At 41.5% G+C, this 24,961-nt stretch carries 25 protein-coding genes; 17 read left to right on the top strand and 8 right to left on the bottom strand.

Annotated elements, in window-relative coordinates; translation table 11 throughout:
- Positions 1–75: 75 nt before the first annotated feature.
- Together L3Q70_RS05270 and L3Q70_RS05265 are read left to right on the top strand one after the other, a co-directional pair.
- Positions 76–1,401, top strand: coding sequence for a glycerophosphodiester phosphodiesterase family protein (locus L3Q70_RS05270; protein ID WP_237115018.1), 1,326 nt, complete (start codon positions 76–78; stop codon positions 1,399–1,401).
- A gap of 71 nt (positions 1,402–1,472) precedes the next feature.
- Positions 1,473–2,210, top strand: coding sequence for a dienelactone hydrolase family protein (locus tag L3Q70_RS05265; RefSeq protein ID WP_237115017.1), 738 nt, complete (start codon positions 1,473–1,475; stop codon positions 2,208–2,210).
- Here L3Q70_RS05265 and L3Q70_RS05260 read toward each other — a convergent pair.
- On the bottom strand, positions 2,207–3,118 hold the full coding sequence (locus L3Q70_RS05260) for a LysR family transcriptional regulator (protein ID WP_062570473.1): 912 nt from the start codon (positions 3,116–3,118) through the stop codon (positions 2,207–2,209). The genes L3Q70_RS05265 and L3Q70_RS05260 overlap by 4 nt on opposite strands.
- Before the next feature lie 134 nt (positions 3,119–3,252).
- Between L3Q70_RS05260 and L3Q70_RS05255 the strand changes: the two genes are divergently transcribed.
- The 3 genes from L3Q70_RS05255 to L3Q70_RS05245 all read left to right on the top strand — a co-directional run bounded on the left by L3Q70_RS05255 (position 3,253) and on the right by L3Q70_RS05245 (position 4,964).
- Positions 3,253–3,939, top strand: coding sequence for a type 1 glutamine amidotransferase domain-containing protein (locus L3Q70_RS05255; RefSeq protein ID WP_193988546.1), 687 nt, complete (start codon positions 3,253–3,255; stop codon positions 3,937–3,939).
- A gap of 105 nt (positions 3,940–4,044) precedes the next feature.
- Positions 4,045–4,632 (top strand): rhomboid family intramembrane serine protease, encoded by a 588-nt coding sequence (locus L3Q70_RS05250; protein WP_062570471.1) that lies wholly within the window; start codon positions 4,045–4,047, stop codon positions 4,630–4,632.
- Between the two features lie 53 nt (positions 4,633–4,685).
- The gene (locus L3Q70_RS05245; RefSeq protein WP_237115016.1) at positions 4,686–4,964 is read left to right on the top strand and encodes a 2OG-Fe(II) oxygenase; all 279 of its coding nucleotides are present in this window, start codon (positions 4,686–4,688) and stop codon (positions 4,962–4,964) included.
- Here L3Q70_RS05245 and L3Q70_RS05240 read toward each other — a convergent pair.
- Both L3Q70_RS05240 and L3Q70_RS05235 read right to left on the bottom strand, forming a co-directional pair.
- On the bottom strand, positions 4,961–5,977 hold the full coding sequence (locus tag L3Q70_RS05240) for an endonuclease/exonuclease/phosphatase family protein (protein ID WP_237115015.1): 1,017 nt from the start codon (positions 5,975–5,977) through the stop codon (positions 4,961–4,963). The two genes, L3Q70_RS05245 and L3Q70_RS05240, sit on opposite strands and share 4 nt — an antisense overlap.
- Positions 5,978–5,985: 8 nt before the next feature.
- Positions 5,986–6,360 carry an STAS/SEC14 domain-containing protein gene (locus tag L3Q70_RS05235; protein WP_237115014.1) on the bottom strand — a complete coding sequence of 125 codons (375 nt, stop codon included), beginning with the start codon at positions 6,358–6,360 and terminating at the stop codon, positions 5,986–5,988.
- 113 nt (positions 6,361–6,473) lie between these two features.
- On the opposite strand from L3Q70_RS05235, the gene yghU reads away from it, so the two are divergent.
- The 8 genes from yghU (at position 6,474) to L3Q70_RS05195 (ending at position 13,196) form a co-directional block, all read left to right on the top strand.
- On the top strand, positions 6,474–7,313 hold the full coding sequence (gene yghU, locus L3Q70_RS05230; protein WP_062570467.1) for a glutathione-dependent disulfide-bond oxidoreductase: 840 nt from the start codon (positions 6,474–6,476) through the stop codon (positions 7,311–7,313).
- Positions 7,314–7,370: 57 nt separating this feature from the next.
- Positions 7,371–8,669, top strand: a complete 1,299-nt coding sequence (locus tag L3Q70_RS05225; protein ID WP_237115013.1) for an MFS transporter — start codon at positions 7,371–7,373, stop codon at positions 8,667–8,669.
- 57 nt (positions 8,670–8,726) lie between these two features.
- Positions 8,727–9,113: a hypothetical protein gene (locus L3Q70_RS05220; protein ID WP_237115012.1), complete on the top strand. Its 387-nt coding sequence runs from the start codon at positions 8,727–8,729 to the stop codon at positions 9,111–9,113.
- 179 nt (positions 9,114–9,292) lie between these two features.
- Complete coding sequence (locus L3Q70_RS05215; RefSeq protein WP_346657788.1) at positions 9,293–9,895, top strand: NAD(P)H-dependent oxidoreductase; 603 nt, start codon at positions 9,293–9,295, stop codon at positions 9,893–9,895.
- A 124-nt stretch (positions 9,896–10,019) separates the two neighbouring features.
- Complete coding sequence (locus L3Q70_RS05210) at positions 10,020–11,516, top strand: deoxyribodipyrimidine photo-lyase (RefSeq protein WP_237115011.1); 1,497 nt, start codon at positions 10,020–10,022, stop codon at positions 11,514–11,516.
- A complete protein-coding gene (locus tag L3Q70_RS05205; protein WP_083515355.1) occupies positions 11,506–11,658 on the top strand; it encodes a DUF2256 domain-containing protein in 153 nt (50 codons plus the stop codon). The genes L3Q70_RS05210 and L3Q70_RS05205 overlap by 11 nt, the downstream gene beginning before the upstream one ends.
- An 89-nt stretch (positions 11,659–11,747) precedes the next feature.
- A complete protein-coding gene (locus L3Q70_RS05200; protein WP_062570462.1) occupies positions 11,748–12,176 on the top strand; it encodes an OsmC family protein in 429 nt (142 codons plus the stop codon).
- Between the two features lie 228 nt (positions 12,177–12,404).
- On the top strand, positions 12,405–13,196 hold the full coding sequence (locus L3Q70_RS05195; protein ID WP_062570461.1) for a putative porin: 792 nt from the start codon (positions 12,405–12,407) through the stop codon (positions 13,194–13,196).
- 61 nt (positions 13,197–13,257) lie between these two features.
- On the opposite strand, the gene L3Q70_RS05190 is transcribed toward L3Q70_RS05195, so the two are convergent.
- Positions 13,258–14,748 (bottom strand): dipeptidase, encoded by a 1,491-nt coding sequence (locus L3Q70_RS05190; protein WP_237115010.1) that lies wholly within the window; start codon positions 14,746–14,748, stop codon positions 13,258–13,260.
- A gap of 157 nt (positions 14,749–14,905) precedes the next feature.
- Here L3Q70_RS05190 and L3Q70_RS05185 point away from each other — a divergent pair, with 157 nt between their 5' ends.
- Together L3Q70_RS05185 and L3Q70_RS05180 are read left to right on the top strand one after the other, a co-directional pair.
- Positions 14,906–15,052 (top strand): DUF2986 domain-containing protein, encoded by a 147-nt coding sequence (locus tag L3Q70_RS05185; protein ID WP_083515370.1) that lies wholly within the window; start codon positions 14,906–14,908, stop codon positions 15,050–15,052.
- A gap of 236 nt (positions 15,053–15,288) precedes the next feature.
- A complete protein-coding gene (locus tag L3Q70_RS05180; protein ID WP_062570458.1) occupies positions 15,289–16,146 on the top strand; it encodes an AraC family transcriptional regulator in 858 nt (285 codons plus the stop codon).
- Between the two features lie 89 nt (positions 16,147–16,235).
- Here L3Q70_RS05180 and L3Q70_RS05175 read toward each other — a convergent pair whose 3' ends face one another.
- Together L3Q70_RS05175 and L3Q70_RS05170 are read right to left on the bottom strand one after the other, a co-directional pair.
- Complete coding sequence (locus tag L3Q70_RS05175; protein WP_237115009.1) at positions 16,236–18,359, bottom strand: TonB-dependent receptor; 2,124 nt, start codon at positions 18,357–18,359, stop codon at positions 16,236–16,238.
- Positions 18,360–18,464: 105 nt separating this feature from the next.
- Complete coding sequence (locus tag L3Q70_RS05170; RefSeq protein ID WP_062570456.1) at positions 18,465–19,316, bottom strand: universal stress protein; 852 nt, start codon at positions 19,314–19,316, stop codon at positions 18,465–18,467.
- A gap of 243 nt (positions 19,317–19,559) precedes the next feature.
- Between L3Q70_RS05170 and L3Q70_RS05165 the strand changes: the two genes are divergently transcribed.
- Positions 19,560–20,750 carry an MFS transporter gene (locus L3Q70_RS05165; RefSeq protein ID WP_193988534.1) on the top strand — a complete coding sequence of 397 codons (1,191 nt, stop codon included), beginning with the start codon at positions 19,560–19,562 and terminating at the stop codon, positions 20,748–20,750.
- A gap of 100 nt (positions 20,751–20,850) precedes the next feature.
- Here the strand turns inward: L3Q70_RS05165 and L3Q70_RS05160 are convergent, their stop codons facing one another.
- Entirely contained in the window at positions 20,851–21,042 is a 192-nt protein-coding gene (locus L3Q70_RS05160; protein WP_062570454.1) for a helix-turn-helix transcriptional regulator, read from the bottom strand.
- The gene (locus tag L3Q70_RS05155; protein WP_237115008.1) at positions 21,039–21,467 is read right to left on the bottom strand and encodes a hypothetical protein; all 429 of its coding nucleotides are present in this window, start codon (positions 21,465–21,467) and stop codon (positions 21,039–21,041) included. Before L3Q70_RS05155 ends, L3Q70_RS05160 begins: the two co-directional genes overlap by 4 nt.
- Positions 21,468–21,692: 225 nt before the next feature.
- On the opposite strand from L3Q70_RS05155, the gene L3Q70_RS05150 reads away from it, so the two are divergent.
- Positions 21,693–24,947 (top strand): transcriptional regulator, encoded by a 3,255-nt coding sequence (locus L3Q70_RS05150; protein ID WP_193988532.1) that lies wholly within the window; start codon positions 21,693–21,695, stop codon positions 24,945–24,947.
- Positions 24,948–24,961 lie beyond the last annotated feature (14 nt).

Here is a 24,961-nt window from a genome sequence, read left to right as displayed (position 1 = left end):
AAGCTTACTGTCGTTTTATTGTCATTAATGATGATTAAGGTGATGCACTCATTTATTTTAAAGGATGCGAAAATAGTGAAACACATACCCTTACTGACTAGTTGCTTATTAATAGGCGTTCTTGCTGGTTGTGATGATGAAGTAGAAGTTGTCGAAAAAGAAGTTGTTGTCACAAATACTGATGTTCAAGTTGTTGAAGTTCCAACCCCCATTGTCGTAGAAGTGGCGCAGGGCACCAATATTCAGCTTGGCACTCGCCCAGACTACCTCATTGATGACATGGCAGACAGTACACTAAAAACAAAACTAGAATCGTGTAAAGAAGGCCCCTTTTACCGTACTGATTTTTCAATCGGTCATCGAGGTGCGCCTATGCAATACCCTGAACACACTAAAGAGTCTTACATAGCTGCGGCTCGCATGGGGGCTGGCATTGTCGAGTGTGATGTCACCTTTACAAACGATAAAGAATTAGTATGTCGCCATTCGCAGTGTGACTTGCATACCACCACAAATATTTTAGCTATCCCAGAGTTAGCTGCAAAATGCAGTGAACCTTTTACTCCAGCAGATCCTAACAGCGGTACGCCTGCTTCTGCTAAATGTTGTACTAGCGATATTAGCCTCGCAGAGTTTTTAACCCTTGAAGGCAAAATGGATGGTGCAAACACCAACGCAACTAATGTGGCTGACTATATGAAAGGAACGCCTAGTTGGCGCACTGATTTATATGCAAATACAGGCACCCTAATGACACATAAACAAAGTATTGCATTGTTTAAAGAGTTAGGTGTAAAAATGACTCCTGAACTTAAATCGCCAGCAGTTAGCATGCCTTTTGATGGTATGAGCCAAGAGCAGTACGCACAAAAAATGCTCGATGAGTACATACAAATGGACGTGCCCGCTAATCATGTTTTTCCACAGTCATTTAACTTAGATGATGTAAAATATTGGATAAATAACAATCCAGACTTTGCTGCTCAAAGTGTTTACTTGGATGGCCGTGATAGTGATGCAGGCTTTGATCCTAATAATCCTGACACTTGGCAACCCAGTATGGCTGCACTTTACAGTGACGGTGTTAAGATTATTGCACCACCAATCTGGATGCTATTAACCATTGATAACGACAATAACATAGTGCCTTCACAATATGCAGTTGATGCCAAAGCGGCGGGCCTTAAAATCATAGCATGGAGTTTCGAACGCTCAGGCCCGTTAAATAATGGTGGCGGCTATTATTATCAATCAGTTGCCGATGTTATTGATAACGATGGCGATATGATGACCGTGCTTGATGTATTAGCCAAAGATGTTGGTGTCATAGGTATCTTCTCTGATTGGCCTGCAACGGTTAGTTATTACGCGAGTTGTAATAACATGCCTGCCAGTATTTAAAAGTTTTACGGCTACAGTCGTTTATTTTATCGTGCTCGGTTAACATAGAGTTTTATTTAGCCGAGCATTTTATGATCATTCAACACCATAGCCACGATATAGCCACCCCAACAGGGCCAATGCGCACCAGCGTTTATCGCCCAGTAGATGAAGGGAAGTTCCCTTGTATTATTTTCTATTCAGAGATTTTTCAAGAAACTGCGCCAATCGCACGCTCTGCTGCAATACTGGCAGGTCATGGTTTTGTGATATTAGTGCCCGAAGTGTTTCATGAGTTAAACCCTATAGGTACTGTACTTGCCTACGATGATGCGGGTAAGGATAAAGGCAATGCCGACAAGTGGGCTAAACCAATTGAGAGCCACGACAGTGATACTGAAGCCTTAATTGCATTTGCACGCACTCAAGATTACTGCACAGGCCACATCGGTGCGATGGGTGTCTGTATTGGTGGTCACCTTGCATATCGCGCAGCGTTAAACTCTAATATTAAAGCCGCATTTTGTTTATATGCAACAGATATACACAGCGATACCTTAGTGGCGCAAGCAGGTAATAACTCGTTCGAACGCATGGCTGATATCAAAGGTGAAATTCACTTTGTCTGGGGTAAGCAAGACCCACATGTACCAAAAGAAGGCCGCCTTAAAATTTACCAACAAGCGGTGGCAACAGGAATTAATTACCAGTGGCAAGAAGTTAATGCCCAACACGCCTTCATGCGCGATGAAGGCGAGCGTTACGACCCTGCCCTTGCCATCAGCATGTATCAACAAGCCGTTGCTTTATTTAATCGAACGCTTGTTTAAATCGCCAGCGTTGCCACTTGATTAGCGAAATAGTCCTTTAGGTAATCAAGTAAAACACGCAATTTTTTGCTTCCCGCTGCCCCTGGCGGGAACACACCATAAAGCTCAATATCTGCGGTTTTGTAATCCTCTAATACTGTTCGCAATAAGCCAGCCTTAATCCTAGGAAGTGCATCATAAACAGGGATTTTAGCTAAGCCATGTCCCGCTTCAACAAAAGCAGTGCGTGCTGCGGCATTGTTAGTACTTATGCCACCACTGACTGCTATATCAAAACGACGCTTGTCTTTTTCAAGAGTCACAATAGCGCTGCTTGGCTGGTACACGACCCAAGTATGCACTGCTAAATCAGCAATACTCTTTGGTATAGGGTGTTTTGTAAAGTAATCAACTGAACCACATAAGCATGTTGCCATACTTGCCAGCTTAGTCGCTTGTAAGTTTGAACTCTCAAGCGCAACCCCTCGAATAGCCAAATCATAGCCTTCTTTGATAACGTCAACCACATCATCACTCAGTTGTAAGTCTATGTCGATTTTAGGATACAAACGTTTAAACTGAGCCAGCGCAGGCACTACAAGTTGTAAGCCGACATTCACCGGACAACTCAGTTTAATTACCCCAACGGGCTCACTTTTTAAGCTCTCAAGATGCAGATTAGCTGCCTCTGCGTGCTCTGTAATGGCCTGACAACGTTCGTAATAAGCCATACCCGCCTCTGTTAGTGTCATAGTGCGGGTTGAACGATTTAATAAGGTGAGTTGCAATTGCTGCTCTAGCTTTTTTAAGTGATAACTCACCACAGCTCGCGACAAGCCTAGTTGCTGAGCCGCTTTGGTTAAGCTACCTTGCTGCACAATATGGGCAAACACCACCATACTTTTTAGTTGCTCGAACGATACTTTCATATGGATTCCTAATATGACCTGAATAATTGTATCAATTATTAAACCAATGAAGTCAAGTTTATCTGCGTTGTTTAACTTAGTTTTCATCCCTATAGTGTTATCAACGATGTTTAAAACTCACAAAAGGATTCACTATGTCAGCTAAGAAAATTTTAATGGTACTTACTTCACACGATGAATTGGGTGATACAGGTCATAAAACAGGTTTTTGGGTAGAAGAGTTTGCAGCCCCCTACTACGCCTTTGTTGATGCTGGTGCAGATGTAACCCTTGCATCAGTAAAAGGCGGCCAACCTCCAGTCGATCCAAATAGCGCGGCACCTGACGCTGCCACAGATGCAACCAAACGTTTTGAAGAAGACAGCGCAGCAAAAACCTTGATGGCAAACACTAAACCATTGAGCGAGATAAATGCAGAGGAATTTGACGCTGTATTTTACCCAGGCGGCCATGGTCCATTGTGGGACTTAGTTGATAATCAGGACTCTATTAGTTTGATTGAACAATTTTTAAATTCAAACAAGCCTGTTGGCGCGGTATGTCATGCAAGTGCTGTATTACTCAATGCGAAAAATGCAGCAGGTAAATCAGTCGTGTTTGATAAAAAAGTTACTGGCTTTAGTAACTCTGAAGAAGATGCTGTACAGCTTACCAATGTGGTACCGTTGCTCGTAGAAGATGAGCTAATCAAACAAGGCGGTCACTATCAAAAAACCGATGACTGGGGCGTACTTGCCATTGAAGACGGTTTATTAATCACAGGACAAAACCCTGCAAGTTCAGAGCTTGCAGCGAAAAAACTGCTAACAAAACTAGGTTAAAAATCACAATTCATTATTCAGTAAACACCTTGTACGTCAAGGTGTTTACCTTCACTATTAATAAGTTATACTGATTCGGTCGAATTGATTTAAGAGCCTTCAACCATGACTGAAAAATCAGCAGCCAAACTTCCCCCTATCAGTAGCAAACGGTTTGCTATTTTGGGCATCATGTTACTTTGTGTGGTGCTGCAAATTGCCAACTCACTCCCTGGTGTAAACCTTAACGGTTTTGGCATATTACCTCGTCAAATATCTGGTGTGTCTGGCGTGTTCTTTGCCCCCTTTTTACATGGCGGCTGGGCGCATCTAGTCAGTAATTTAGTGCCTTTTGCTATTCTTGCGTGGCTGGTATGCCAATACAGCGTAAAACGTTTTTGGCTAGTCTTTACTGGCACTGCACTGCTTGGTGGGCTACTCGTTTGGTTATTCGGCCGTAGTAATATTCATGTAGGTTTGAGTGGCGTAATTTATGGTTTATGGGGTTATCTAATCTGCTATGGCATCATGCACCGCTCATTCAAAGCAATTTTAATCAGCATTGCCGTCGTTGTACTTTACAGCGGCTTGATTTGGGGGGTATTCCCGCAGCGTATTCATATCTCTTTTGAGAGCCATTTATTTGGTGCCATAAGTGGCGCGTTTATAGGTTATCTGATGGCAAAGCGTGATAAAAAATACAATAACCTATGATTAAAAAGCGCTTTCGCTTTGAAAAAGGTCGGCAACTTTAGGGCTACGACAAAATGCTATTGTGGCCAATTAAATTTGATGTTTATATATTGCGCTTTCCTGAAGGTAGCGAAGTGCCTGCGCACACTGATAAGGTAGCGGCGGGTAAACACTTTCGGCTTAACATTGTGCTCAAAAAAGCGCGAACTGGTGGCGAGTTTATTTGTGCACAACCAATTTACGAAAGTGCTCGCATCAAATTATTTCGGCCCGATGTCTGTGAACATCAAGTCACTAAAGTCATTTCTGGTAACAGATATCTACTTAGTATTGGCTGGATCAAAAACAATTAACTACGCAGTGCCATTGTGATCATCACAATACCATGGTCGGTGCTTTGGTCATCATAAGCAAACTGTGGGTTGATCAAGTGCTGATCATAGGTGTGATAATCAACGACTTCAAAAAAACTGCTGTGAAACCCTGCATCAAATTCCCTTGAAAGCAAAATATAGTCAAACACTGAACTACTACTGCCAAAGTAATGGGTTGCCTCTCTGTCGCTTTCGGTCACTACATGACGCTGATAAAGCTGCCAACTATCCTGTAAGGTAAAATGTGAGCGATACGCACTATTTTGACGATTTTCAGTAAGCCGTGAATTATCGGCAATTAAATGATTGAGTACACCGTCATGCAACTCATTATTAAAATCCCCCATCACAATAACAGGGTTATTTGTTTGCGCTCTGCGATTGATGACTTCTATCAAAAATAGTGCAGCTTCACTGCCACGCTGTATGCTTGATGCCCAGCGCCCTGCTACCTGATCTTTTAACTGCTTAAGTAAGTTTTGTTGCTCAGTGCTGGTGTCATCGTATTCGTTATCAATCATGCTACGCTTTGATTTAAAGTGCAGTACATAGCAATCAACAATGCCAATATGTGGCACATCTATCGTAGCGCGAACAATATCACGACTAAAACGAAACCCTTTGAGCCCCATTTGCGCTGCGTAATCTGTGTCATACTCCACCTTGGCAACAGCCACTATTTTAAAGCGTGAAGCAATCGCAACAACAGGATCACGATATATAAACTCATCAATAATAGTGGGTTCATCAACGACAGCAAAATAAGGATAACCTTGTTCGCTTACTTGCTGTTTTAGAGCATCAATACTAAACACTTCTTGGAAACCAATGATATCAGGCTGTTGGTTTTCAAGATAATCGGCTAACCAGCGCTGTTTTTTTGCCCATTGCTGTGCACTATAAATACGCTGGAAATCATAAAATGCATTCGGTGGCGCTAAATAATTATAAAGGTTAAATGTCGCCACCTTTATTTGATTATGCTTTATCACAGGCCACCTTATTCATGTAACCATTCACGTGCAATGCTCGCATCCTCAAAATACTTCACTTCACCACTGGTAAACCAATTACCCACCTTGCTAGCCACTTGTTGCCATTTCGCATTTCCTAATAAAGTAATGCGGCAAAACGCCTTGTTATGCTTAAGCCCCAGCTTTAAATCATCCCATGCTGCTTGAAGCTCCCATCCCTCTAACTCTGTAATATCAACATAAGCTCTGATTTTTGCGTGAGGAACTGACGCTAGTGCATTTTCAATTAAGGGAGTGAGTTTTGTATAGTCATCATGAGTGAGTTTTCCAACGACTTTAAAAGTTAAATAAAACGTACTGCCAACGCGCTCTAAACCAATTGCTAAACCGTGTTTTTTCATACCATCCTCCTTAATATTTATAATTTGATTACTCTACTTCCCTTGCTCACGTTGATCAACTAGGATGGTAGTCTCGTAGTGACATTCACAAAAGCACAAATAAAGGAGTTTCAATGAGTAATAACGACAGTTATACGCCGCCTAAAGTGTGGCAGTGGGATGCCGAAAATGGTGGCGAATGGGCTAAGACAAATCGCCCAATTTCAGGTGCTACCCACCAGCAGGATCTACCTGTGGGTGAGCATGCATTACAACTCTATTCACTTGCTACACCAAACGGTCAAAAAGTCACTATTATGCTTGAAGAGCTACTTGAGCTTGGCATCAATGACGCTGACTATGATGCGTTTTTGATCAAAATTGCTGATGGTGACCAGTTCTCGTCGGGTTTTGTTAGCGTAAACCCTAACTCAAAGATCCCCGCATTGATGGATCACAGCACCAAGCCTGTTACCCGTGTTTTTGAATCGGGTGCGATTTTACAGTACTTGGCCGAAAAATTTGATGCACTCATTCCAAGCGACCACACAAGTAAAACCGAGTGTCGCAACTGGCTATTTTGGCAAATGGGGTCTGCGCCCTATTTAGGTGGTGGTTTTGGCCACTTTTATAGTTATGCACCGTTTAAAATGCAGTATCCAATAGACCGCTTTACTATGGAAGTTAAACGCCAACTCGACGTACTCAACCGCCATTTAAGCGATCATGACTACATGGCAGGCAGTGAGTATTCAATTGCTGATATTGCAATTTGGCCTTGGTACGGAAGCCTTGTACTTGGCTATTTATATGACGCAGCAGAGTTTTTAGATGTTGAGTCTTATACCCATGTTGTGCGCTGGGCAAAACAAGTTGAACGCCGCCCTGCAGTGCAACGTGGTCGCCGTGTTAATCGTATTTGGGGTGATGAAGCAGAGCAACTTGCCGAGCGACACAGCAAAAACGACTTTTAACCATCGGGCTGCCATGCAGCCCATTGCAATAACGGATCCTCTCCTGAACTATAAAACATGAAAAAGCTCAGTAAAGAAGACATCTACCAACGCCTTAGTAACACCGAAGATGCGCGCGCATGTAAAGCCATAGATGAAGCGGCCTGCAAGGTCGTGCCAGGTAACTTTATCACCCTTTTAGTGAGTCAGTTATTTAGCAAGTTTGCTGATGCCCTTTTAAATCCTAAAGTGACGCTTCCTTGGTTATTACAAAGTATTAATGTGCCTAGTAGCTTTATAGCGTGGCTTGTGCCAATACGTGAGTCGGGTTCTATGCTACCGCAGCTTGCTATTGCTCACTTAATTCGCCAGCTTGCGGTTAGAAAATGGGTGTGGGTGGTTGGGGCTATCATTCAAGCAGTATGTATTATCGCTATGCTTATTTGTGCCCTCACCTTACAAGGTACGAGTGCAGGCTTTGCGATTATAGGTATTTTGATTATCTTTAGCCTTGCCCGCGGTTTTAATTCAATTGCAGCAAAAGATGTGTTGGGTAAGGTTATTCCGAAACAGCAACGTGGAAGCATTAGTGGTTTTGCAGCCAGTTTTGCAGGCTTTGCAACGCTCACCTTTGGCCTTGGATTATGGTATTTACAGCATTTGGGTTATGACAATGGCGTTTATGTTGCTCTCATATTAGCTGCGCTCATGTGGCTTTTTGCAGCACTGAGTTACAGCCGAATAAAAGAATATAAAGGGGCAACTGAAGGCGCTGAAAACGGCTTATTGCATGCTCTAAAAAAGTTAAAACTTCTCTATCAAGATAAACAATTTACCCACTTTATTATCACCCGTGCATTGTTACTTTGCTCAGCTTTAAGCGCCCCCTTTTATATTGTACTTGCCAGTGAACAAGCCTTTGATTTTTCACTACTAGCCACGTTTATGGCTCTTTCTGGCCTTGCTAGTCTCGTTTCAGCGCCAATTTGGGGGAGATTAAGCGACTTATCGAGTCGCCGAGTGCTCGTTTTCGCAGCGATACTTGTCACACTTAACGGTTTAGCCGTGTATTTAGTTGCGTATTTTAGTCCCGCAACACTTAATGAGTTTTGGTTACTACCGCTGTGTTATTTTTTACTCACAGTTGCCCATCAGGGCGTTCGGCTCGGCCGAAAAACCTACTTAGTTGATATGGCTGAAGGGAATAAACGTACTGATTATGTGTCAGTTAGTAATACTGTGATAGGGCTAATACTGTTGCTATTGGGCAGTGTAGGCTTGCTAAATAGCTATTTAAGCACCGCTGAGCTGATCTTATTTTATAGTGTGCTTGGATTTGCTGGTGCAGTAAGTGCTTGGTTTTTAAAAGATACCTAGACCAAATTATTAAAAAAGCGCATAATCACACTGATTTAATTCCAAAAAGGACTTACCATGAAAAAGAGAGTATTTGCACTTTTTACACTACTGACTTTGTCCGCATGTAGCACGAGTGTACCTATTCGTAACTTTGACTCTAACCCCGTACCTACAGTTGCCAATAAAAGCCATAACCTTAAAAGTATCGAGAACGATATACTCAAGGCATGTATGAAGCTTGGATGGACATGTCGTGCAAATCAAGAAGGTAAGGTTTTAGGCACATTAGATATTCGAAAGCACCAATTACGAGTTGAAATTAGCTTTAATGAAAAAGAATATTCTATTGATTACAAAGACTCTATCAACCTAGATTACGATGGTAAGAAGATTCACCGTCAATACATCAACTGGGTAACAAACTTGATGCGTAATATTGATGCTGAATTAGCATATCAATAAAAAAGGCGACTTAGGTCGCCCTTTCTTTATGCATTTACTTGTTCAACATAACATTCATAATCATCCCTTCGCTCACAGAAAAACATTCGCTAAAAACGAACAAACGGCTCGATTAATAGCATTATTATTTTTTTTTATACTTTTTTATACTGAGAACAACTTCCTAATTTGCAGGTGTAATGATGAAAAAAGTACTTGTTTTAAATTCTTCACTCAATGGTGAAAACGGTAACTCAACTAAATTAACAAACACATTTGTAAGTCAACTGACTGAACAAGACCAAGTAGCGATCACCGTGCGCGACTTAAGCAGCGACGCTATTGATCACCTTACGCAAACAGAAATGGCTGCATGGATGACTGATGTAAACGAGCGCAGCGATGAGCAAAAAGCACTTGCAGCAATCTCTGACGAGTTAATTGGCGAACTTAACGACAACGATCTTATCGTTATCGGTATGCCAATGTATAACTTTGGTATTCCATCAACGTTTAAAACATGGATTGACCGTATTGCACGTGCTGGTATTACGTTTAAATACACTGAACAAGGCGCAGTAGGTTTGCTTGAAAACAAAAAAGTTGTGGTACTGGCTGCCCGCGGTGGTGTGTACCAAGGTAGTGATATCGACACTCAAACTAAATACTTAAAAGATGTGCTTGGTTTTGTTGGTATGACTGATGTTGACTTTATTTATGCAGAAGGCTTAGCAATGCCAGGCGCAGAACAAAGCTTAGAAGCTGCACAAGAGAATATTAAAAAATTCGTTGCGGCGTTATAAAACGCAACGATTAGAGCGGTCATTCTGGCCGCTTCTTTTTACATAAAACACCTCAGATATAAAGTAATCTAAACCTCTACTCTCTTCGTATTGCTGCATACATAATTAACACAGACAGATAGCAATGCTTAACGCAGTAAAACAAGCAATCAATATTGTTTGGTTCAAACGAGATTTGCGACTTTCAGATCATCAGCCTCTGGCAGAAGCTGCTGCTTCATCTAATCCGTGTCTGTTATTATTTAATTTCGAACCTTTATTACTAAATGACCCTCATTACAGTCATCGTCATTGGCGATTTGTTTATCAATCGCTTTGTGACCTAAATGCACAGTTAAAAAAACAAGATGCTGAAATTGCGATTTATAATCAAGATATGCTCTCTGTGTTTGAATCGCTAGAAAAAGAGTTTGATATTAGAGCCGTTTTTAGCCACCAAGAAATCGGCCTTAAAAATACCTTCGAGCGTGATAAAGCAATAAAAAATTGGCTTTTCACTAAATCTATTCCATGGCATGAAACCCCGCTTGGTGCTGTTATAAGAGCGCGGCCAAAGCAATTTGATTGGCAAGCTCATTGGCACAGCGTGATGAATCAACCGCTTGTAACGCCAGATTGGCATAACTTTAAAGCCGTTCTACCTGAAAATTATCAAGTTGCTAAATACACTGAGTGCTTATCAGAGCAGGATGAACAGTTTCAATATGGCGGCCCTCATGCTGCCAGAGCCTGTTTACAAAGCTTTATTGAACAGCGTGCTAAGGGCTATCAAAGCGGTATCTCAAGCCCATCAAAAAGTAGAGAGACTTGCTCTCGGCTTTCACCCTATTTAGCTTGGGGAAACCTAAGCCTTCGGCAAGTTTATCAAACCCTAAAGTACTATTTCACAAGGCAGCCCCTAAGCTGGCGTCGCTCATTACATGCGTTTGAATCAAGATTGCATTGGCATTGCCACTTTATGCAAAAGTTTGAAAGCCAGTGCAGTATGGAGTTTCTACCTCAAAACCCTGCTTACCTGCATTATCCTTATCGAGATGATGAACTTATTACAGAGCACTTAAAACGCTTTGAACAAGGTCAAACTGGTATCCCTATTATCGATGCATGTATGCGCTGCTTGGCAGCAACTGGCTATATAAACTTTCGAATGCGTGCCATGTTAGTGAGTTTTATGACCCATCATATGAACATTCATTGGCACCCTGTCAGTTTAATTCTATCGCGTTATTTTTTAGACTTTGAACCTGGAATTCATTACCCACAAATCCAAATGCAGGCGTCAGTTACAGGGACCAACACCATTCGCTTATATAATCCAATAAAGCAATCTGAAGACAAAGACGCAGAGGGGATGTTTATTAAAACCTGGTGTCCTGAACTTAAAGACTTACCCATAGAAGATCTTCATCAGCCATGGCTACAACCACCGATGGAAGCCCTCTTTAATGACTTTAAACTCGGCGAAGACTACCCAGAGCCCATGGTCGATTTAGAGCAAGCAGCAAAACAAGCTCGGGACCGATTATGGTCTTTTAGAGAACGCGATGATGTGAAACAGGGTACAAAAGTTGTGCTTCAAAAACATGTTAAAAGTCTTAAAAGGCAACGCCATGGCTCATAAAAAGCTTAATTTACCGAGCAAAATTTGCCCTGTCTGTAAGCGGCCTTTTATATGGCGTAAAAAATGGCAGCGAGATTGGGAAAATGTAAAATATTGTTCAGAGCGCTGCAAGCGTGAAGCTAAGCGAAAAATTGGCGTTTAAGTTGCAACTTCTTTAGCAAATCATACTTTTCGGCCTAATACTCTGAAATCATTTCACACTAGCCGAAATTATTTACAAAGGAGATGACGATGACGATTAAAAAAACGGCTCACACAAGTTGGTCTGGCGATATCAAATCAGGCAAGGGTAAAATCAGTACACAAAGTGGCGCGTTAGATAACCAACCTTTTGGTTTCAACACTCGCTTTGAAGACAAGCCTGGCACCAACCCCGAAGAACTCATTGCTGCGGCACATAGCAGTTGCTTTAGCATGGCATTATCACTGGCGTTAACCGACGCTGATTTTGTAGCTGATGATATTACAACCAAAGCAACTGTTAGCCTTGACGAAGTAGATGATGGCTTTGAAGTAAGCCACATTGCACTTGATGTTAGTGCCAAAATTAAAGGTATCTCAGAGGAAAAATTTAACCAGTTGTGCCAGCAAACCAAACAAGGTTGCCCTATTTCTAAACTAATGAATGCAGAAATATCGCTAACAACTCAGCTTAACTAAAATAAAGCTTAACTAAAATGAAATAGCCACCTTCTAAGCAAGGTGGCTTTTGTTAATAAAACACTTCATAAAACCTCGACTACGATTTGTTGTGTTTTTTTTATATCTCTTTCGAAATTAACTCTATTCGTATACTTCTAACACTTTATTACAATGCATTAACCAACTTGTTGTACTATGTACCTGAAAGTCAAAGTACCTGAAAATCAAAATACAACAAGGATATGTATGTTTAAACAACTAGCCCCCATTGCACTTGCAACACTCGCCTATTCAAACTGCTCAATAGCAACAGAGCAACAAGTGGGTAAGCAGTGGTTCAACAGTATTGATTACACTTACCTCGAGCATGACGATTATAACTCTGACGGCTACCAATTAGTAAGCCATTACTACTTTGAGGAGCAGCAAAACTCTGGAGTACTCGATGATTATGGCTACCTCGATACAGACTCAAACATCCGAGTAAATTACTTTAATACTGATAGCACTGATTATCTTGGCATGTTTGGTGAGGGGTATTACAAAAACTGGTTTGTTACAGGTGAAATTTACGATATTGATGATGCGGATAACTATACAGTAGGTGTAGGCTACTTATTTGCCGATGCATTAAAAGTCTCTGTAAATAAAAATGAGCGTGAGTATGGTGATGATTATTGGCGTCTGAAAGCCCAGTATAACCACCAAATCAATGAGAAAGATTACCTAGGCTTTACAGCTGAAACAGATGATGAACTCGACTATTGGAACATCTCTGCCAGATACTTTAATCATTTAAGCGGCAGTCAATACATTACTGTTGATGTCGGTCACCAAGACAGTGTTTATGACTCTGCAAGCAATGCCATGTTAAGCTACTATTTTGGTAATCACTATGCCATAGGTGCAGGTATAGATGATTCTGAGTTAGTTTTACAAGGTAAGTACTTTTTTAACGACCAATACTATGTAACTGCTAATTACACTGAAAGAGGCTCTGGAGAGCTTTATAATCTTAGGTTTGTTGCTCAGTTCTAGTCAAAACTCTAAATGAAAACGCCACTTAAAAAAGTGGCGTTTTACGTTTTAAACATTGCGATTACATATTACCAAGCTGCATCATCATCGCTGTATACATTTTTAAGTTAAGCGCAAGCTGCTCTTCGGTGATAAACTCATGCTCTGAGTGGCCAGTGTATTTTTTACCAGGCATTGATGGGCCAAACGAAACCGCATTATCAAATAGCTTTGCATTTGTGCCGCCACCGATTGACACAAACCCTGCGTCTTGGTCACCGCTAAAGTGCTTGAAGATATCTAGGAGTGCTTGTGCATGCGGAGCGCCATCTAACAACATTGGTGTGCCAATCACGATATCCGTGTCTTTTAAAGTCACCTCATTACGTGACTGCCATTTACTCAATGCTTCATTAATTTGCTGCTTGAGCACAGCTTCTTCTTTACCAACGGGGCGACGCATATTAACAGACAATTTAATATCATTACCTTGGCGAGTAAGCACTGTTGGCGACACTGTCATTGGCCCCATAAAATCATGCTCGTAACCAATATCACCAAATTGTGCGCCATATAAATCAAGGCCAATCAACTGGTTAATAAACTCAATTGCTTGACCATCACTGTTATTCTCAAGATCAATCCCTTTAAATACCTCAGCTAAGTGTGCAATGGCATTTTCACCTGACTCAGGCTCAGAGGAATGTGCAGAGGTACCCTTAACTTGCACTAATAAACCGTCAGTTTGCTCTTTAATCGCTACTTTGACGTTTTTAAGTTTCGCTACATTGTCGTGTAATTTAGCCACTGTTGCCGCATCTGCATTATGTACGAGTACACTCGCATCTTCAGGGATTTGACTAACAAAGGCACCCCCTTTTAAATCACTCACATATAAACCTGTTTGCGCTGAGGTCGCTGAGAAAGTCGGCGCAATTAAGCTCCAGCCTTTTTCAGCTACAACCACTGGGTATGACGCATCAATGGTTACAGCATATTTTGGCTGCTGGTAAGTTTTCATAAACTCTTGTAATGGTGCCCAGTCAGACTCTTCTGCAAGGTAAACCATAAGCTCAATACGGTTATTTAAAGTAATGCCATTATCTTTAATTGCCTTCATCGCGTGAAGCGCAGTCGCAATCGCTCCTTTATCGTCCTCGGTACCGCGGGCGATGAGCTTGCCAGGCTCAGAGGTTTTGTCCATTTTAAATGGACTTTGCTGCCATTTACTGGCATCTGCAGGTTGTACATCTCCATGAGTGACAATCGTTACTTTGTCGTTTTGATCACCCATACCAATCAGGACGGTGTAACCTAAATCTTGATAGTCAAAACCAAACTGCGCCGCTTTCATTTTTAAAAACGACTTAAAACCAATAAAGTCTGGGTTATCTGGTGTTGCAAGGCCTTCTTTGTTTACGGTAGGGTAAGAGACTAAATTTCCAAGGGTATGTATTTGCGCTTGTTGATACTGTTCTACCGCATAATTTGCCAGCTTTTCACTTTGCTCAGACACAGCTGCCTGACTAGAAAATGCACTTAATAAAAGTACAGCAAGTAATGAATGTTTCAAGATAAGCTCCAGAGTTTTAAAGGTTTTTAGAGAGTACGTTTTAATTGTAACGGTTATAGCCCTGACATGAAATCTCTTATTTAAGCAAAAAGTGTCGGCTTAAAATTAATTACAAGGTACAATGTCGACTCACCCCATTTTATTGTTTGTTGACCCCATGAATCGTAGAAAAAAGATCTTCACTAAACTTAAACAAAAAGATAAACGCGCCAATGAGAAACTGCATAAAAGCAACAAACCTGCTTATGTGTCAAAAGCAGAGCGCGAAAAGCGAGCACAGCAAGAAGCTGAACAAGAAAGTTAAAAAGTTATCGTCGGCGCGATTTTACATCGCGCAAAATACGAAATTCCCCATATCATCCTTAGGCGTCACGCTTACTTGGCGCGTTTTAAAGACCACGCAAAACATAAACCTTCGCGCGAAATAAATTTCACGCTTACAATTGGTGAATGTTAAACAAAATGCGCAATTTCAATCAGGTAGGTACTTTTAAGTGATGGCACACTGGCCTCACTTCTGAAAAGCATTAACGAGTAACCATGAAAACGAAGCAACAACAACGTATTGAGCTGGCCTGTGATTATATAAGCCAACATCTCGATGAGCCCCTATCACTGGAAAAATTAAGTGAGGTGGCGTGTTGCTCAAAATATCATTTTCATCGTTTATTTGTTGCTGGTGTTGGCATAAGCATCACAAAGTATACGCAACTTGCTCGCTTAAAACGCGCCTCATTTCGGCTCGCGTTTGAGCAGCAAATAAAAATTATCGACATCGCTCTAGAGGCACAATTCGATAGCCCTGAAGCATTTAGCCGTGCTTTCAAGCGTACTTTTACGCAGTCGCCCAGCGAGTTCAGAAGCAAACCAAACTGGCCTAATTGGCACACACAGTTTGAATTTTCATTACCTGACAAAAAGGTTTGCCCTATGAATGTAAACATTGTTGATTTTAAAGCACAGCCGGTGGCGTTACTTACTCACCAAGGTTCTGCAAATACTCTTATGAATACCGCCGCAAAATTTATTGAGTGGCGTAAAGAATCTGGTTTTTCACCCGTTAAAACCAGTCGCACTTATGGGATCCCGTATAGCGACCCTGCCACGACTGAAGATCATGCATTTCGTTTTGACTTTGCAGGCAGTATCACACGTCCTATAACAGAAAATTCGCAAGGTGTGCGAAATGGTGAAATTCCAGCAGGTCGCTGCGCAGTAGTGCGCCACAATGGTTCTCACGATACTATTAGCGATACGGTTTACTACTTGTATCGTGAATGGCTAGTGCAAAGTGGTGAAGAAGTTCGTGATTTCCCGTGTTTCTTTCATTACCTCAACCTCATCCATGAAGTTGATGAATGCGACTTGCAAACAGATATTTATTTGCCGATTAAGTAACACGAGGCGTGTAAGCAGGTTGTAGGCGCGATTTTACATCGCGCAACACGCGCAATAAATTTCACGCCTACAAATATAAAACCCCCTCCCTAAAACCGATAACTAATGCTGGCATTATACGAGCGGCCTTGCCCTGCAAGCTGCTCAAAACCCTTACTCATATCTTGCTTGTAATTAGCAATACTCACCCCACCGAGTGGCTGTTGGTAGTATTCATCAAGTAAGTTAGTAATTGCCAACTTAAAGGTTAAATTTTGCCATGTTTTCTGACTTGAGATAGCCAATAACTGATAGCTGTCGGTTTTATTTTCTAAACGACGCTCATCAACATTGGTTTTACTATCAACCCACTGCCAGTTCAATGCGTTTTGCCAACCTTTGTATTCGTGCTCCACACTCAGCTTAGTGTTTAGTGGCATGATTTGATATAAGTCTTCATTACTATCATCACGTTCGCCATGACTACTGGTTAATGAGCCTTTTAATTGCCACTTTCCTGCTTGCTTTGAATTATGAAGCTCAACTAATCCAGCAAGTTTAGCGCCATAAAGTGTGGCATCTAGATTCGTAAACGTCAGAATATTGCGTTCTGTATGCGCCATGTCGGTGCGGTTAAAGCTTTTAGTTACCTCAGCATCAATGTAATCACTTACTTGCGTGTACCAGATGTTTGCTGTTATTTGCCAACTATCGTCTTTAGCAAGCTTAGTGTAGCTAGCGCTCAAAGTATGAGCCGTTTCGGCCTCTAAATCTGGGTTACCAATATAGCCGTTACCATCACCAAACCAACCGATCATGGTGGTTGCCATCGTACCAACACCCCAGCTATAACGCTCATATAAATTGGGCGCACGGTTTTTGCGTGCAAGGCCAAATTGCAGCTCATCGTTGTTAGTTAATTGGTAGCGCGCAAGGAGGCTCATATCAACCAAGGTGTCGTCACGTTTACGGTCTAATTGGTTAAATTCCATCGCCGCTTGCGCATCGGTTTTCGACATATGCATCATCGAGCCCATATGACCCATGCCGCCTTCGTTATAAGCCTGTACATCACCTGTATTGGTTGTTACTTGCTCAACACGCACACCTGCCGATAACCACCAAGCTTGGTTGACTTGATTTTGGTACTCAGCAAATGCCCCAAGACGATCGCGTTTTCCTTCATTGATATTAATGTATTCGTTCGGGCCCATCATCATTGACCCTGCAACCGCAGGCCACCAATCATCAATACGATAATTATAATACTCTTGTCCTAGCATCAATGATGATTGCTTTGTTAAGTCAGTGCGCCAATGTATTTGATAACTGTAGTCTTTAGCATCTGTATTCATTGGCATCATGCCTGTTTTTTCTGCACTAAAAAAACCCATTTCGTGCTTCACATCATGATAGTTCACTTGCACATGTAAATTACTGTCTGCAAGTTCGCGCTGATACTGAGCAACTAATCCGTAACTGGTGTTATCGGTCATATCCATGTATTGATTGGGAAAGCCTTGGTAGGGAATTCTTTGATGGCTTAATTTAACGACAAGTTGCTGTTTATTGTCACGAACAGCACCCGTTAAGGCATGATTTTGCACACGATATAAAGTATCGAGTACGCGGTCACCATGACCATCATCATAGCTATTGGCATCTTCAAAGCTGCCTTGATAAGACAGGCTAAACTGTTTACTTGTAAGGCTTGCACCTAGGCCATACGCTTGGCTGTCGTTAACACTTTTGTACTGAGCGGTAACATAACCTGCACGCCAATTAAGTGAGTCTGTATCGCTAAACTCGGGGGCAATCGTGTTTACCCTAATAACACCAGCAATATTATCGCCACCACTGCTCACCGGCGATACACCTGCAACCACGCTGTAAGACGAAATTTGATTCGCCGACACGTAAGATAATGGCGGGTTCATTTGATTAGCACACGCCGCAGTGACATCAGCACCATCAACGAGTACTTTAACTCTATCGCCCATCATGCCATTCATAACAGGTAAGTTAGACACCCCACCTGCCGCTGAAAAATCAACGCCTAAATCAGATAACAATGAATCGGCAGAGCCAACGAGTTGATGATTATTTTGGGCATAACCTTGTACTTCGATTACTTCAATCGAATCATCAGCAAAAACCGAAATACTTAAAACACAGCTAAGTGCAGCTGCAATTTTAGAAAATGAAAAACTAGGACGAAAGAGTTGCGTGTTCATAAATCTTTAAAAATAAGATAGTTAATTAATAAGTGGATTATAAAACCCATTAATTAGTCTGAACACGCGACATATTGTCGCACCCAGTGCGCAGGGGTCAAAATATTAGCGCAGCACCACCAAAGGGATACGGCTATCTTCAAGCATTTTTAGCGTCGTGCTGCCTAAAAAGAATTGTCGCCATTTAGAGTGACCAAATGCCCCCATCACCATTAAATCAACGGCGTGATCACTTTTATAACGCCATAACGCCTCGTATACATCACCATCAAGCATTCGGGTTCTAACATTAAAACCATGCTCAACCAGCCTTGCCGAGGCTGTATCTAGCTTGTCTTGGCATTGACCGTCTTGTTTATCAACCATCACTAAATGGCAATCTAACCCTGTTAAAATCCCCCCGTTAATAATCTGTGTTATTGCTTTGTCTGTATGTTCGCTACCATCATAGGCAAGCATAAAATTAGTTGGCTCATGGAAGTGTGGCGGCACTATCGCAACGGGTGTATGCACTTGGCGAATTAAAGTTTCGATATGTGAGCCTAATACTTTAAAGTCATCATAGTGGCCCTTGCCAGAACGGCCAATAATCATCACCCTTGCATCGTCTTCATTATCAAGTAAAGCGTCCACTAAACTCATAGAAAACTGCTGATGCTCAACCGCAGTCATTCCTGCATGTTGTGCTTTTTTTACCGCTTCTTCAAGCAGCAGCTTGCCATGCTCAGAAGCCATTTTGTTGCGTTCAACTTCCAGTTTTGTCAATTGCTTAAGTAAGGACGTTTGCGACCCTAAGCCAATAATCGCGGTTAGATCATCACGGCCTTGTGGCAAAGGGGGCTCTAAAGCATGTAAGAAGTTAACTGGGTAATCAGTACGCTTGGCTATCCAAATAGCAGCTTCTGTCACTGCATTGGTCATACATGAACCATCGATACAAGCAAATATCTTTTTCATTATGCTCTCCTTCAAAACCAAGCCAGTAAAACCAAGTATAGTCGGCTTTTTATATGTATTTATTTTGAACAGCAAAGACTTAAGAAGTTCAGCTTAATTTCTTATAACAAACAAATGTAGAACGTTCCAAAAAATACTATATCAGTACCGTTAATTTGTATTACAATAGCAACGGGCACACATCTCATACCAGAACAGCCTACTGTTGCTGGCGTTTTCAAAATCAATTTTTAAAGGATCTCCATGACTACCGTAGCCAATAATCAAGGCAACGTAAGCACGTTTACCATTTTGATAGTACTGGCTTTGGGCACGTTTATTTTAGGCTTGTCTGAATTTTCTATGATGCCAATGCTGCCCCTGATCAGCGAAACATTTTCATCAACGCCCGCACAAAGCGGTTATGCCATTAGTGCCTATGCAATTGGTGTCGTTGTGGGTGCACCACTTTTTATGATCACCACAGCAAATATGCGTAAACGTAATGCGCTCTTGATGTTTGTCAGTATGATGTTTTTATTCAATGGCTTAAGCGCTTTTGCAAACTCACTCGAACAGCTGATTTTATTTCGTTTTTTGAGCGGTTTACCACATGGTGCATACTTTGCCGCGGCTATTTTACTCGCCGCCGACATTGCCCCTGCCGACAAACGCGCAAGCTTTATGTCAAAAGTATTTATGGGCTTAACCGTTGCAACAATTGTCGGTGTGCCTATGGTTACCCTCGTTGGGCAAAACTTTAGTTGGCGTTATTGCCTAGCAGGTACTGCCTTACTCGCTTTAGTGGCTTTGGCACTCATTGTTAAGTACGTACCCAACGTAAAAAATACGACACCCACGTCGATTTTAGATGAACTCAGTGTGCTTAAAAACAAGCTGGTGTGGACGATTCTAGGTATCATTATTATTGGTTTTGGTGGCGTATTTTGTGTTTACACCTACATAGCCGACACTATTTTAGTGGTGACTCACACACCTGCTTACACGATTTCAATTGCCATGATTATGTTTGGAATTGGCTGTACTTTAGGGAACTATATACTGGGTAAAGCCGCTGACCGCTCGCCATTAAAAACCACTGGGGCAGCGCTAATTGGTGCTGTTGTATTTGCAGCCAGTTATGTGAGCGCCAGCCACAATATTTGGCTGTTATATGCGGTTATTTTCTTTATTGGCTTTAGCGTTGGTTTAGGTACTGTGATCCAATCGCTGTTAATGGATGTATCACCACAAGGCCATGCAATGATAGGCGCACTCGTGCAATGTGCGTTTAATACAGCCAATGCCATTGGTCCTTGGCTTGGCGGTATGGCCATTGCCGAAGGCGCACTGCCAAGCCAAACAGGCTATGTATCTGCGGCGCTCTTTTTGGGTGGCTTTTTAATGTGGTCATTAAGCGCGATACAAATGAAAAAGCTACGAGTCGAAAGTTAGCAAAAAATGTAGCTGCGATTTTATATCGTCCAGAGAAATGGCGTTTAACAAGAATGCTTTAACATTCGCTGTTAAACGCCACCTACTGCTTGCAACACCTTTATTCATCCTGAAATATCTCTTCGATACTTAAGTTAAACAAACGTGCGGCTTTAAATGCCAGTGGCAAACTTGGGTCAAATTTACCTTTTTCGATGGCATTCACTGTTTGCCTTGATACATCGAGTAATTCGGCTAATTTTGCTTGGGTGTAGTTATGCTCAGCACGCAGCACTTTCAAGCGGTTTTTCATGCTTCATCCTCGTCATTTAACTGCTTATTCATAACTAAAATGCACACTAAATAGGTCACGCCCATAAACAAAACTAAATGTGAGATATCTTCGTTAAAATGCACTAATCCGCTCGATTGTAACAACGAATAGGCTAACCCAAATACCAAGCTTGCACCTAGTGTGATCCCCATGGCATTGAGTTGTACCCGTTGCTGTAATTCATCCATGCCCTGAAGCTGTCGCTTGTTTGCTAAAATCATCATCACGCCAACAAGTATATTTATAACGATTGCGGCAACAGTTATCACCGTTTGATCTTGCCATAAAAAGTGCGGCCCAAACGAGGCAATAGCAAGCGTTAGCAACCACGCTACCGTCCACTTAGCAAGGTTTAAAGTATTTTGTTTATTGCGCTGTTTAAATGTTAATCCTGTTTGATTCATTATTCTCACCTTAAAAGTAAAGTTAACTTGACTAAAGATTAACCTACAAAAACAAAAAGTCAAACAAACTTTACAAAAAGTTTTATAAACACGACATGTAAAGATTTTTTTAGTTTCAAAAAAGACAACAGACTTGCTGTTAAACTCATAATATTGTATTAATCTAGAATTACCTGAACAGAATCTGAATCTGTCCATCCGATAATAATAAAAAGAAGATACACTATGAGTACGGCGCTGTTTTTTGTTGGCGAATGGCAAGTTACCCCAAGCACAAATTCAATACGACGTGGCGAGCAAGTCAAACATCTTGAACCAAAAGCGATGGATGTATTATTGCTGTTGTGCGAAAAACAGGGAGAACTGTTAACCAGTGAAGAAATTATCAGCCACTGCTGGCCACATGTAGCGCTTGGCGATAACCCGCTACACAAAGTGATTACGCAGCTTCGTAAAGCATTCGACGACAAAGCCAGTAACCCGCAGTACATCGAAACTATTCGTAAGCGTGGTTACCGCGTAATTGCCAATATAAACTTCCCCCTTGATGAAGAGCAAAAAGCCAGCCAAACAGCTTGGCAAGGTGACTCGCCTTTTGTCGGGTTAAGTGCTTTTTCGCCTGATCAAGCAGGAGTATTTTTTGGTCGCAACAAGCAAATAGAAACCTTATTACAGCGAGTATCTGCACAGATTCAATTTGGCCGTGCCTTTTGTTTAATTTTAGGTTCGAGTGGTTCAGGAAAGTCATCCCTTGTAAACGCGGGTGTATTACCTGCCTTAATGAATACCAGTGGCTATGATGGCATACGTGTTCATAGTTACTGCCAATTAGACTTTGCCGATGTAAATAAAGACCGCTTATTGCTAGATTTAGCCTCTACCCTGCTCGATTTAGAAATAAACGATGCCCCAGTGCTCAGTGATATGAGTGCTGAAACACTGTGCGAGTTATTAACCTCACAGCCAGAACATATTATTAGTCGCTGCAAAGCTGCACTGGCTGAGCTTAATAATGAACACACCAAACCCTACTTATTTTTATTTATTGACCGCTTAGAAGTCTTATTATCGTCACCTTTATTCACAAATGACGAACGCAGTCAGTTTTTAAAACTCATAGAATGCTTAGCAACCAGTGACTGTATAATCATTTTTAGCGCTTGTCGTAATGATTTTTACCCGCAAGTGGTGAGTCAACCAAGTTTAATGGCAGGTAAAGCCAATGGCGCACATTTTGACTTATTAGCGCCCACACGCTCAGAGCTAAAGCAAATGATCCGCTTGCCTGCACTTGCAGCGGGTTTAAGTTGGCAAACACACCCAGAACATCACACCCCCCTTGATGAGCAGCTGTGTAATGACACCGCCAATAACCCTGATGCACTGCCTATGCTGCAATACACCTTGCAGCAGCTGTATTTGCAGCGCAGCCCAGACAGCGAACTGCTATTTTCAGAATACCAAGCCCTAGGCACCATTGAAGGAGCGATTGGCCAAAAAGCCGAGCAGGTATTCTGCCAATTACCCAATGAGCAACAAGCAGAACTTGCCGTTGTGCTTTCAAGGCTGATCACGCTAAACCCAGACGGCGAAACACTCACCAGCCGCGCTGCACGTTGGAGCGAGCTTACAAACCCCGCACAGACTAAGCTTGTGCAAGCCATGGTCGACAGCCGTTTGTTTGTATCGCACCTTAAAAATGAACAAGCCTGTTTTAGCCTTGCCCACGAAGCGCTGTTGCGTCATTGGCAGCGCGCTATCGACTGGGTAGCTGTGCATCAACAAAGCTTAGCGATAAAAAGCCGTGTGCAACTTGCCACCGAGCGATGGCTGCTTGAACACAAACACACCGACTTTCTACTAGCGCAAGGTAAACCCTTACAAGAAGCACACAGCCTTGTGAGTAACCCTATGTTTAGCTTGTCGAACGATGAACTTGCTTTAATAAAAGCCTCGAATAAAAAAGCAAAACGTAAAAAGCGCGTATTACAAATAACGGCAGCTGCACTTGTGTGCTTAACCTTTATTGCCACATTTATGAGCGTGCGCAGCTACCATGCAGAACAAGTAGCAAAACAAAAACGCCAAGAAGCTGAGAGTTTACTGGGTTTTATGGTCGGTGAATTTGCCGACAAACTCAGAAGCGTTAAGCGCATGGATTTATTGGATGGTATTAGTAATAAGGCTCTTGAGTATTTTTCCAATCAAGATGAAGAAGCAGCGTCATTGTTTGACTTTAGCGATAAACAAGCTCAGTTTAATAACCGCTTTCAGTACGCTCAAACCTTAGAGGCCATGGGCGAAGTGGCCTACTCGCGTGGCAAAACTGACGAAGCCTTCACCGCCTTTGAAAATGCCCGTGTTCGACTAGAGTCTTTACTAAAAATTCAACCTAATAACCTTAATTTACTAATGCTCGCAGGTGCCAATGCTTTTTGGCTTGGGCAATTGCACTATGACAACAGCGACTATAAAGCCGCTGAACCTTGGCTAAAACGATACCAAGAGTACAGCGAGCAAATGTACAAATTAGCACCCAACGATTTTAACTCAATTATGGAGCTATCTTATTCTTATAACTCGTTAGGTTCATTGTATTTGAAACAATTTGACTACACACAAGCAAAGCAGAGCTTTAGCCAATCCCTTGAACTTAAGAACAGAGCACTAGAGCTTAAGCCTAATAATAAAAATTTATTAAGAGACAAGGCTGATACTATTAGTTGGATTGCAAGCACAGAAGAAAGACTTGGTAACTTTAAGGAAGCACTCACTCTGCTTAATCAGGCTGTTGTACAGCACCAAAGTATGCTCAAAGAAACACCTGATGACGCGAGCTTGCAAAGTAACTTATCATATCTCTATATGCAGCAGAGTTATCTATTGAGTTATTTCCCAGTCAAAACCGACGCTTATTTAAAAGCTAAAAAAGCTGCTGAGATAATGGATCAATCTAGAAGTCAAGATCCTAAAAACAAAGCATTTCAGAAACAATATTATCGTTCATACGCATATCAATTAATGCTGTCAAATAAAGAAGCAGCTAACAACGACTTAAAAGAAGTAATAGATTTCGTCAATCAGCAAGACCTCACTGATGCGACCATCATAAAAATAAAAATAACTCTAATACAATATTTAATAAATTTTAAAAAGTTGAAAGGTGCTGAAGAACTATTAAAAAAGCTTGAAGACGACACAAATTTAAAGGAAAAACTTTCTGAAACTGATAAAGTTGAAAATAACTCGATCTTTATTAAGTTACATTTAATAAAAGCAAAACTAGCTAAAAATGAGATGATTAGGATAGAAGCTTGCCAAATGGTAATCAATAGCATAGAGAGAAATAATATAGGCAGCAAAAGTATTAAAATCACCTACCCACTTGTACAAGCTTATACCTGCTTAAATAAATCAAGAGATGTCAGCACAATAAAAAATGAACTAATGAAGTTAGGTATCACTAACTTTGAACTATAAAAAACAACTAGAAG

It is taken from the genome of Pseudoalteromonas sp. CF6-2 (genome assembly GCF_021729425.1).
Lineage (GTDB): Bacteria > Pseudomonadota > Gammaproteobacteria > Enterobacterales > Alteromonadaceae > Pseudoalteromonas > Pseudoalteromonas arabiensis.
The sequence above is the reverse complement of the archived record's forward strand: the minus strand, read 5'-3'. Positions and strand labels throughout refer to the sequence as shown.

What these genes read in the sequence shown, in the direction of transcription:
- L3Q70_RS05180 (WP_062570458.1), top strand. Translation starts at nt 15,289, where the DNA reads ATGAAAACGAAGCAACAACAACGTATTGAGCTGGCCTGTGATTATATA.
- L3Q70_RS05220 (WP_237115012.1), top strand. Translation starts at nt 8,727, where the DNA reads ATGAAAAAGAGAGTATTTGCACTTTTTACACTACTGACTTTGTCCGCA.
- L3Q70_RS05250 (WP_062570471.1), top strand. Translation starts at nt 4,045, where the DNA reads ATGACTGAAAAATCAGCAGCCAAACTTCCCCCTATCAGTAGCAAACGG.
- L3Q70_RS05160 (WP_062570454.1), bottom strand. Translation starts at nt 21,042, where the DNA reads ATGAAAAACCGCTTGAAAGTGCTGCGTGCTGAGCATAACTACACCCAA.
- L3Q70_RS05235 (WP_237115014.1), bottom strand. Translation starts at nt 6,360, where the DNA reads ATGAAAAAACACGGTTTAGCAATTGGTTTAGAGCGCGTTGGCAGTACG.
- L3Q70_RS05170 (WP_062570456.1), bottom strand. Translation starts at nt 19,316, where the DNA reads ATGAAAAAGATATTTGCTTGTATCGATGGTTCATGTATGACCAATGCA.
- L3Q70_RS05215 (WP_346657788.1), top strand. Translation starts at nt 9,293, where the DNA reads ATGATGAAAAAAGTACTTGTTTTAAATTCTTCACTCAATGGTGAAAAC.
- L3Q70_RS05195 (WP_062570461.1), top strand. Translation starts at nt 12,405, where the DNA reads ATGTTTAAACAACTAGCCCCCATTGCACTTGCAACACTCGCCTATTCA.
- L3Q70_RS05165 (WP_193988534.1), top strand. Translation starts at nt 19,560, where the DNA reads ATGACTACCGTAGCCAATAATCAAGGCAACGTAAGCACGTTTACCATT.
- L3Q70_RS05225 (WP_237115013.1), top strand. Translation starts at nt 7,371, where the DNA reads ATGAAAAAGCTCAGTAAAGAAGACATCTACCAACGCCTTAGTAACACC.
- L3Q70_RS05245 (WP_237115016.1), top strand. Translation starts at nt 4,686, where the DNA reads ATGCTATTGTGGCCAATTAAATTTGATGTTTATATATTGCGCTTTCCT.
- yghU (WP_062570467.1), top strand. Translation starts at nt 6,474, where the DNA reads ATGAGTAATAACGACAGTTATACGCCGCCTAAAGTGTGGCAGTGGGAT.
- L3Q70_RS05155 (WP_237115008.1), bottom strand. Translation starts at nt 21,467, where the DNA reads ATGAATCAAACAGGATTAACATTTAAACAGCGCAATAAACAAAATACT.
- L3Q70_RS05175 (WP_237115009.1), bottom strand. Translation starts at nt 18,359, where the DNA reads ATGAACACGCAACTCTTTCGTCCTAGTTTTTCATTTTCTAAAATTGCA.
- L3Q70_RS05185 (WP_083515370.1), top strand. Translation starts at nt 14,906, where the DNA reads ATGAATCGTAGAAAAAAGATCTTCACTAAACTTAAACAAAAAGATAAA.
- L3Q70_RS05210 (WP_237115011.1), top strand. Translation starts at nt 10,020, where the DNA reads ATGCTTAACGCAGTAAAACAAGCAATCAATATTGTTTGGTTCAAACGA.
- L3Q70_RS05255 (WP_193988546.1), top strand. Translation starts at nt 3,253, where the DNA reads ATGTCAGCTAAGAAAATTTTAATGGTACTTACTTCACACGATGAATTG.
- L3Q70_RS05200 (WP_062570462.1), top strand. Translation starts at nt 11,748, where the DNA reads ATGACGATTAAAAAAACGGCTCACACAAGTTGGTCTGGCGATATCAAA.
- L3Q70_RS05150 (WP_193988532.1), top strand. Translation starts at nt 21,693, where the DNA reads ATGAGTACGGCGCTGTTTTTTGTTGGCGAATGGCAAGTTACCCCAAGC.
- L3Q70_RS05205 (WP_083515355.1), top strand. Translation starts at nt 11,506, where the DNA reads ATGGCTCATAAAAAGCTTAATTTACCGAGCAAAATTTGCCCTGTCTGT.
- L3Q70_RS05260 (WP_062570473.1), bottom strand. Translation starts at nt 3,118, where the DNA reads ATGAAAGTATCGTTCGAGCAACTAAAAAGTATGGTGGTGTTTGCCCAT.
- L3Q70_RS05265 (WP_237115017.1), top strand. Translation starts at nt 1,473, where the DNA reads ATGATCATTCAACACCATAGCCACGATATAGCCACCCCAACAGGGCCA.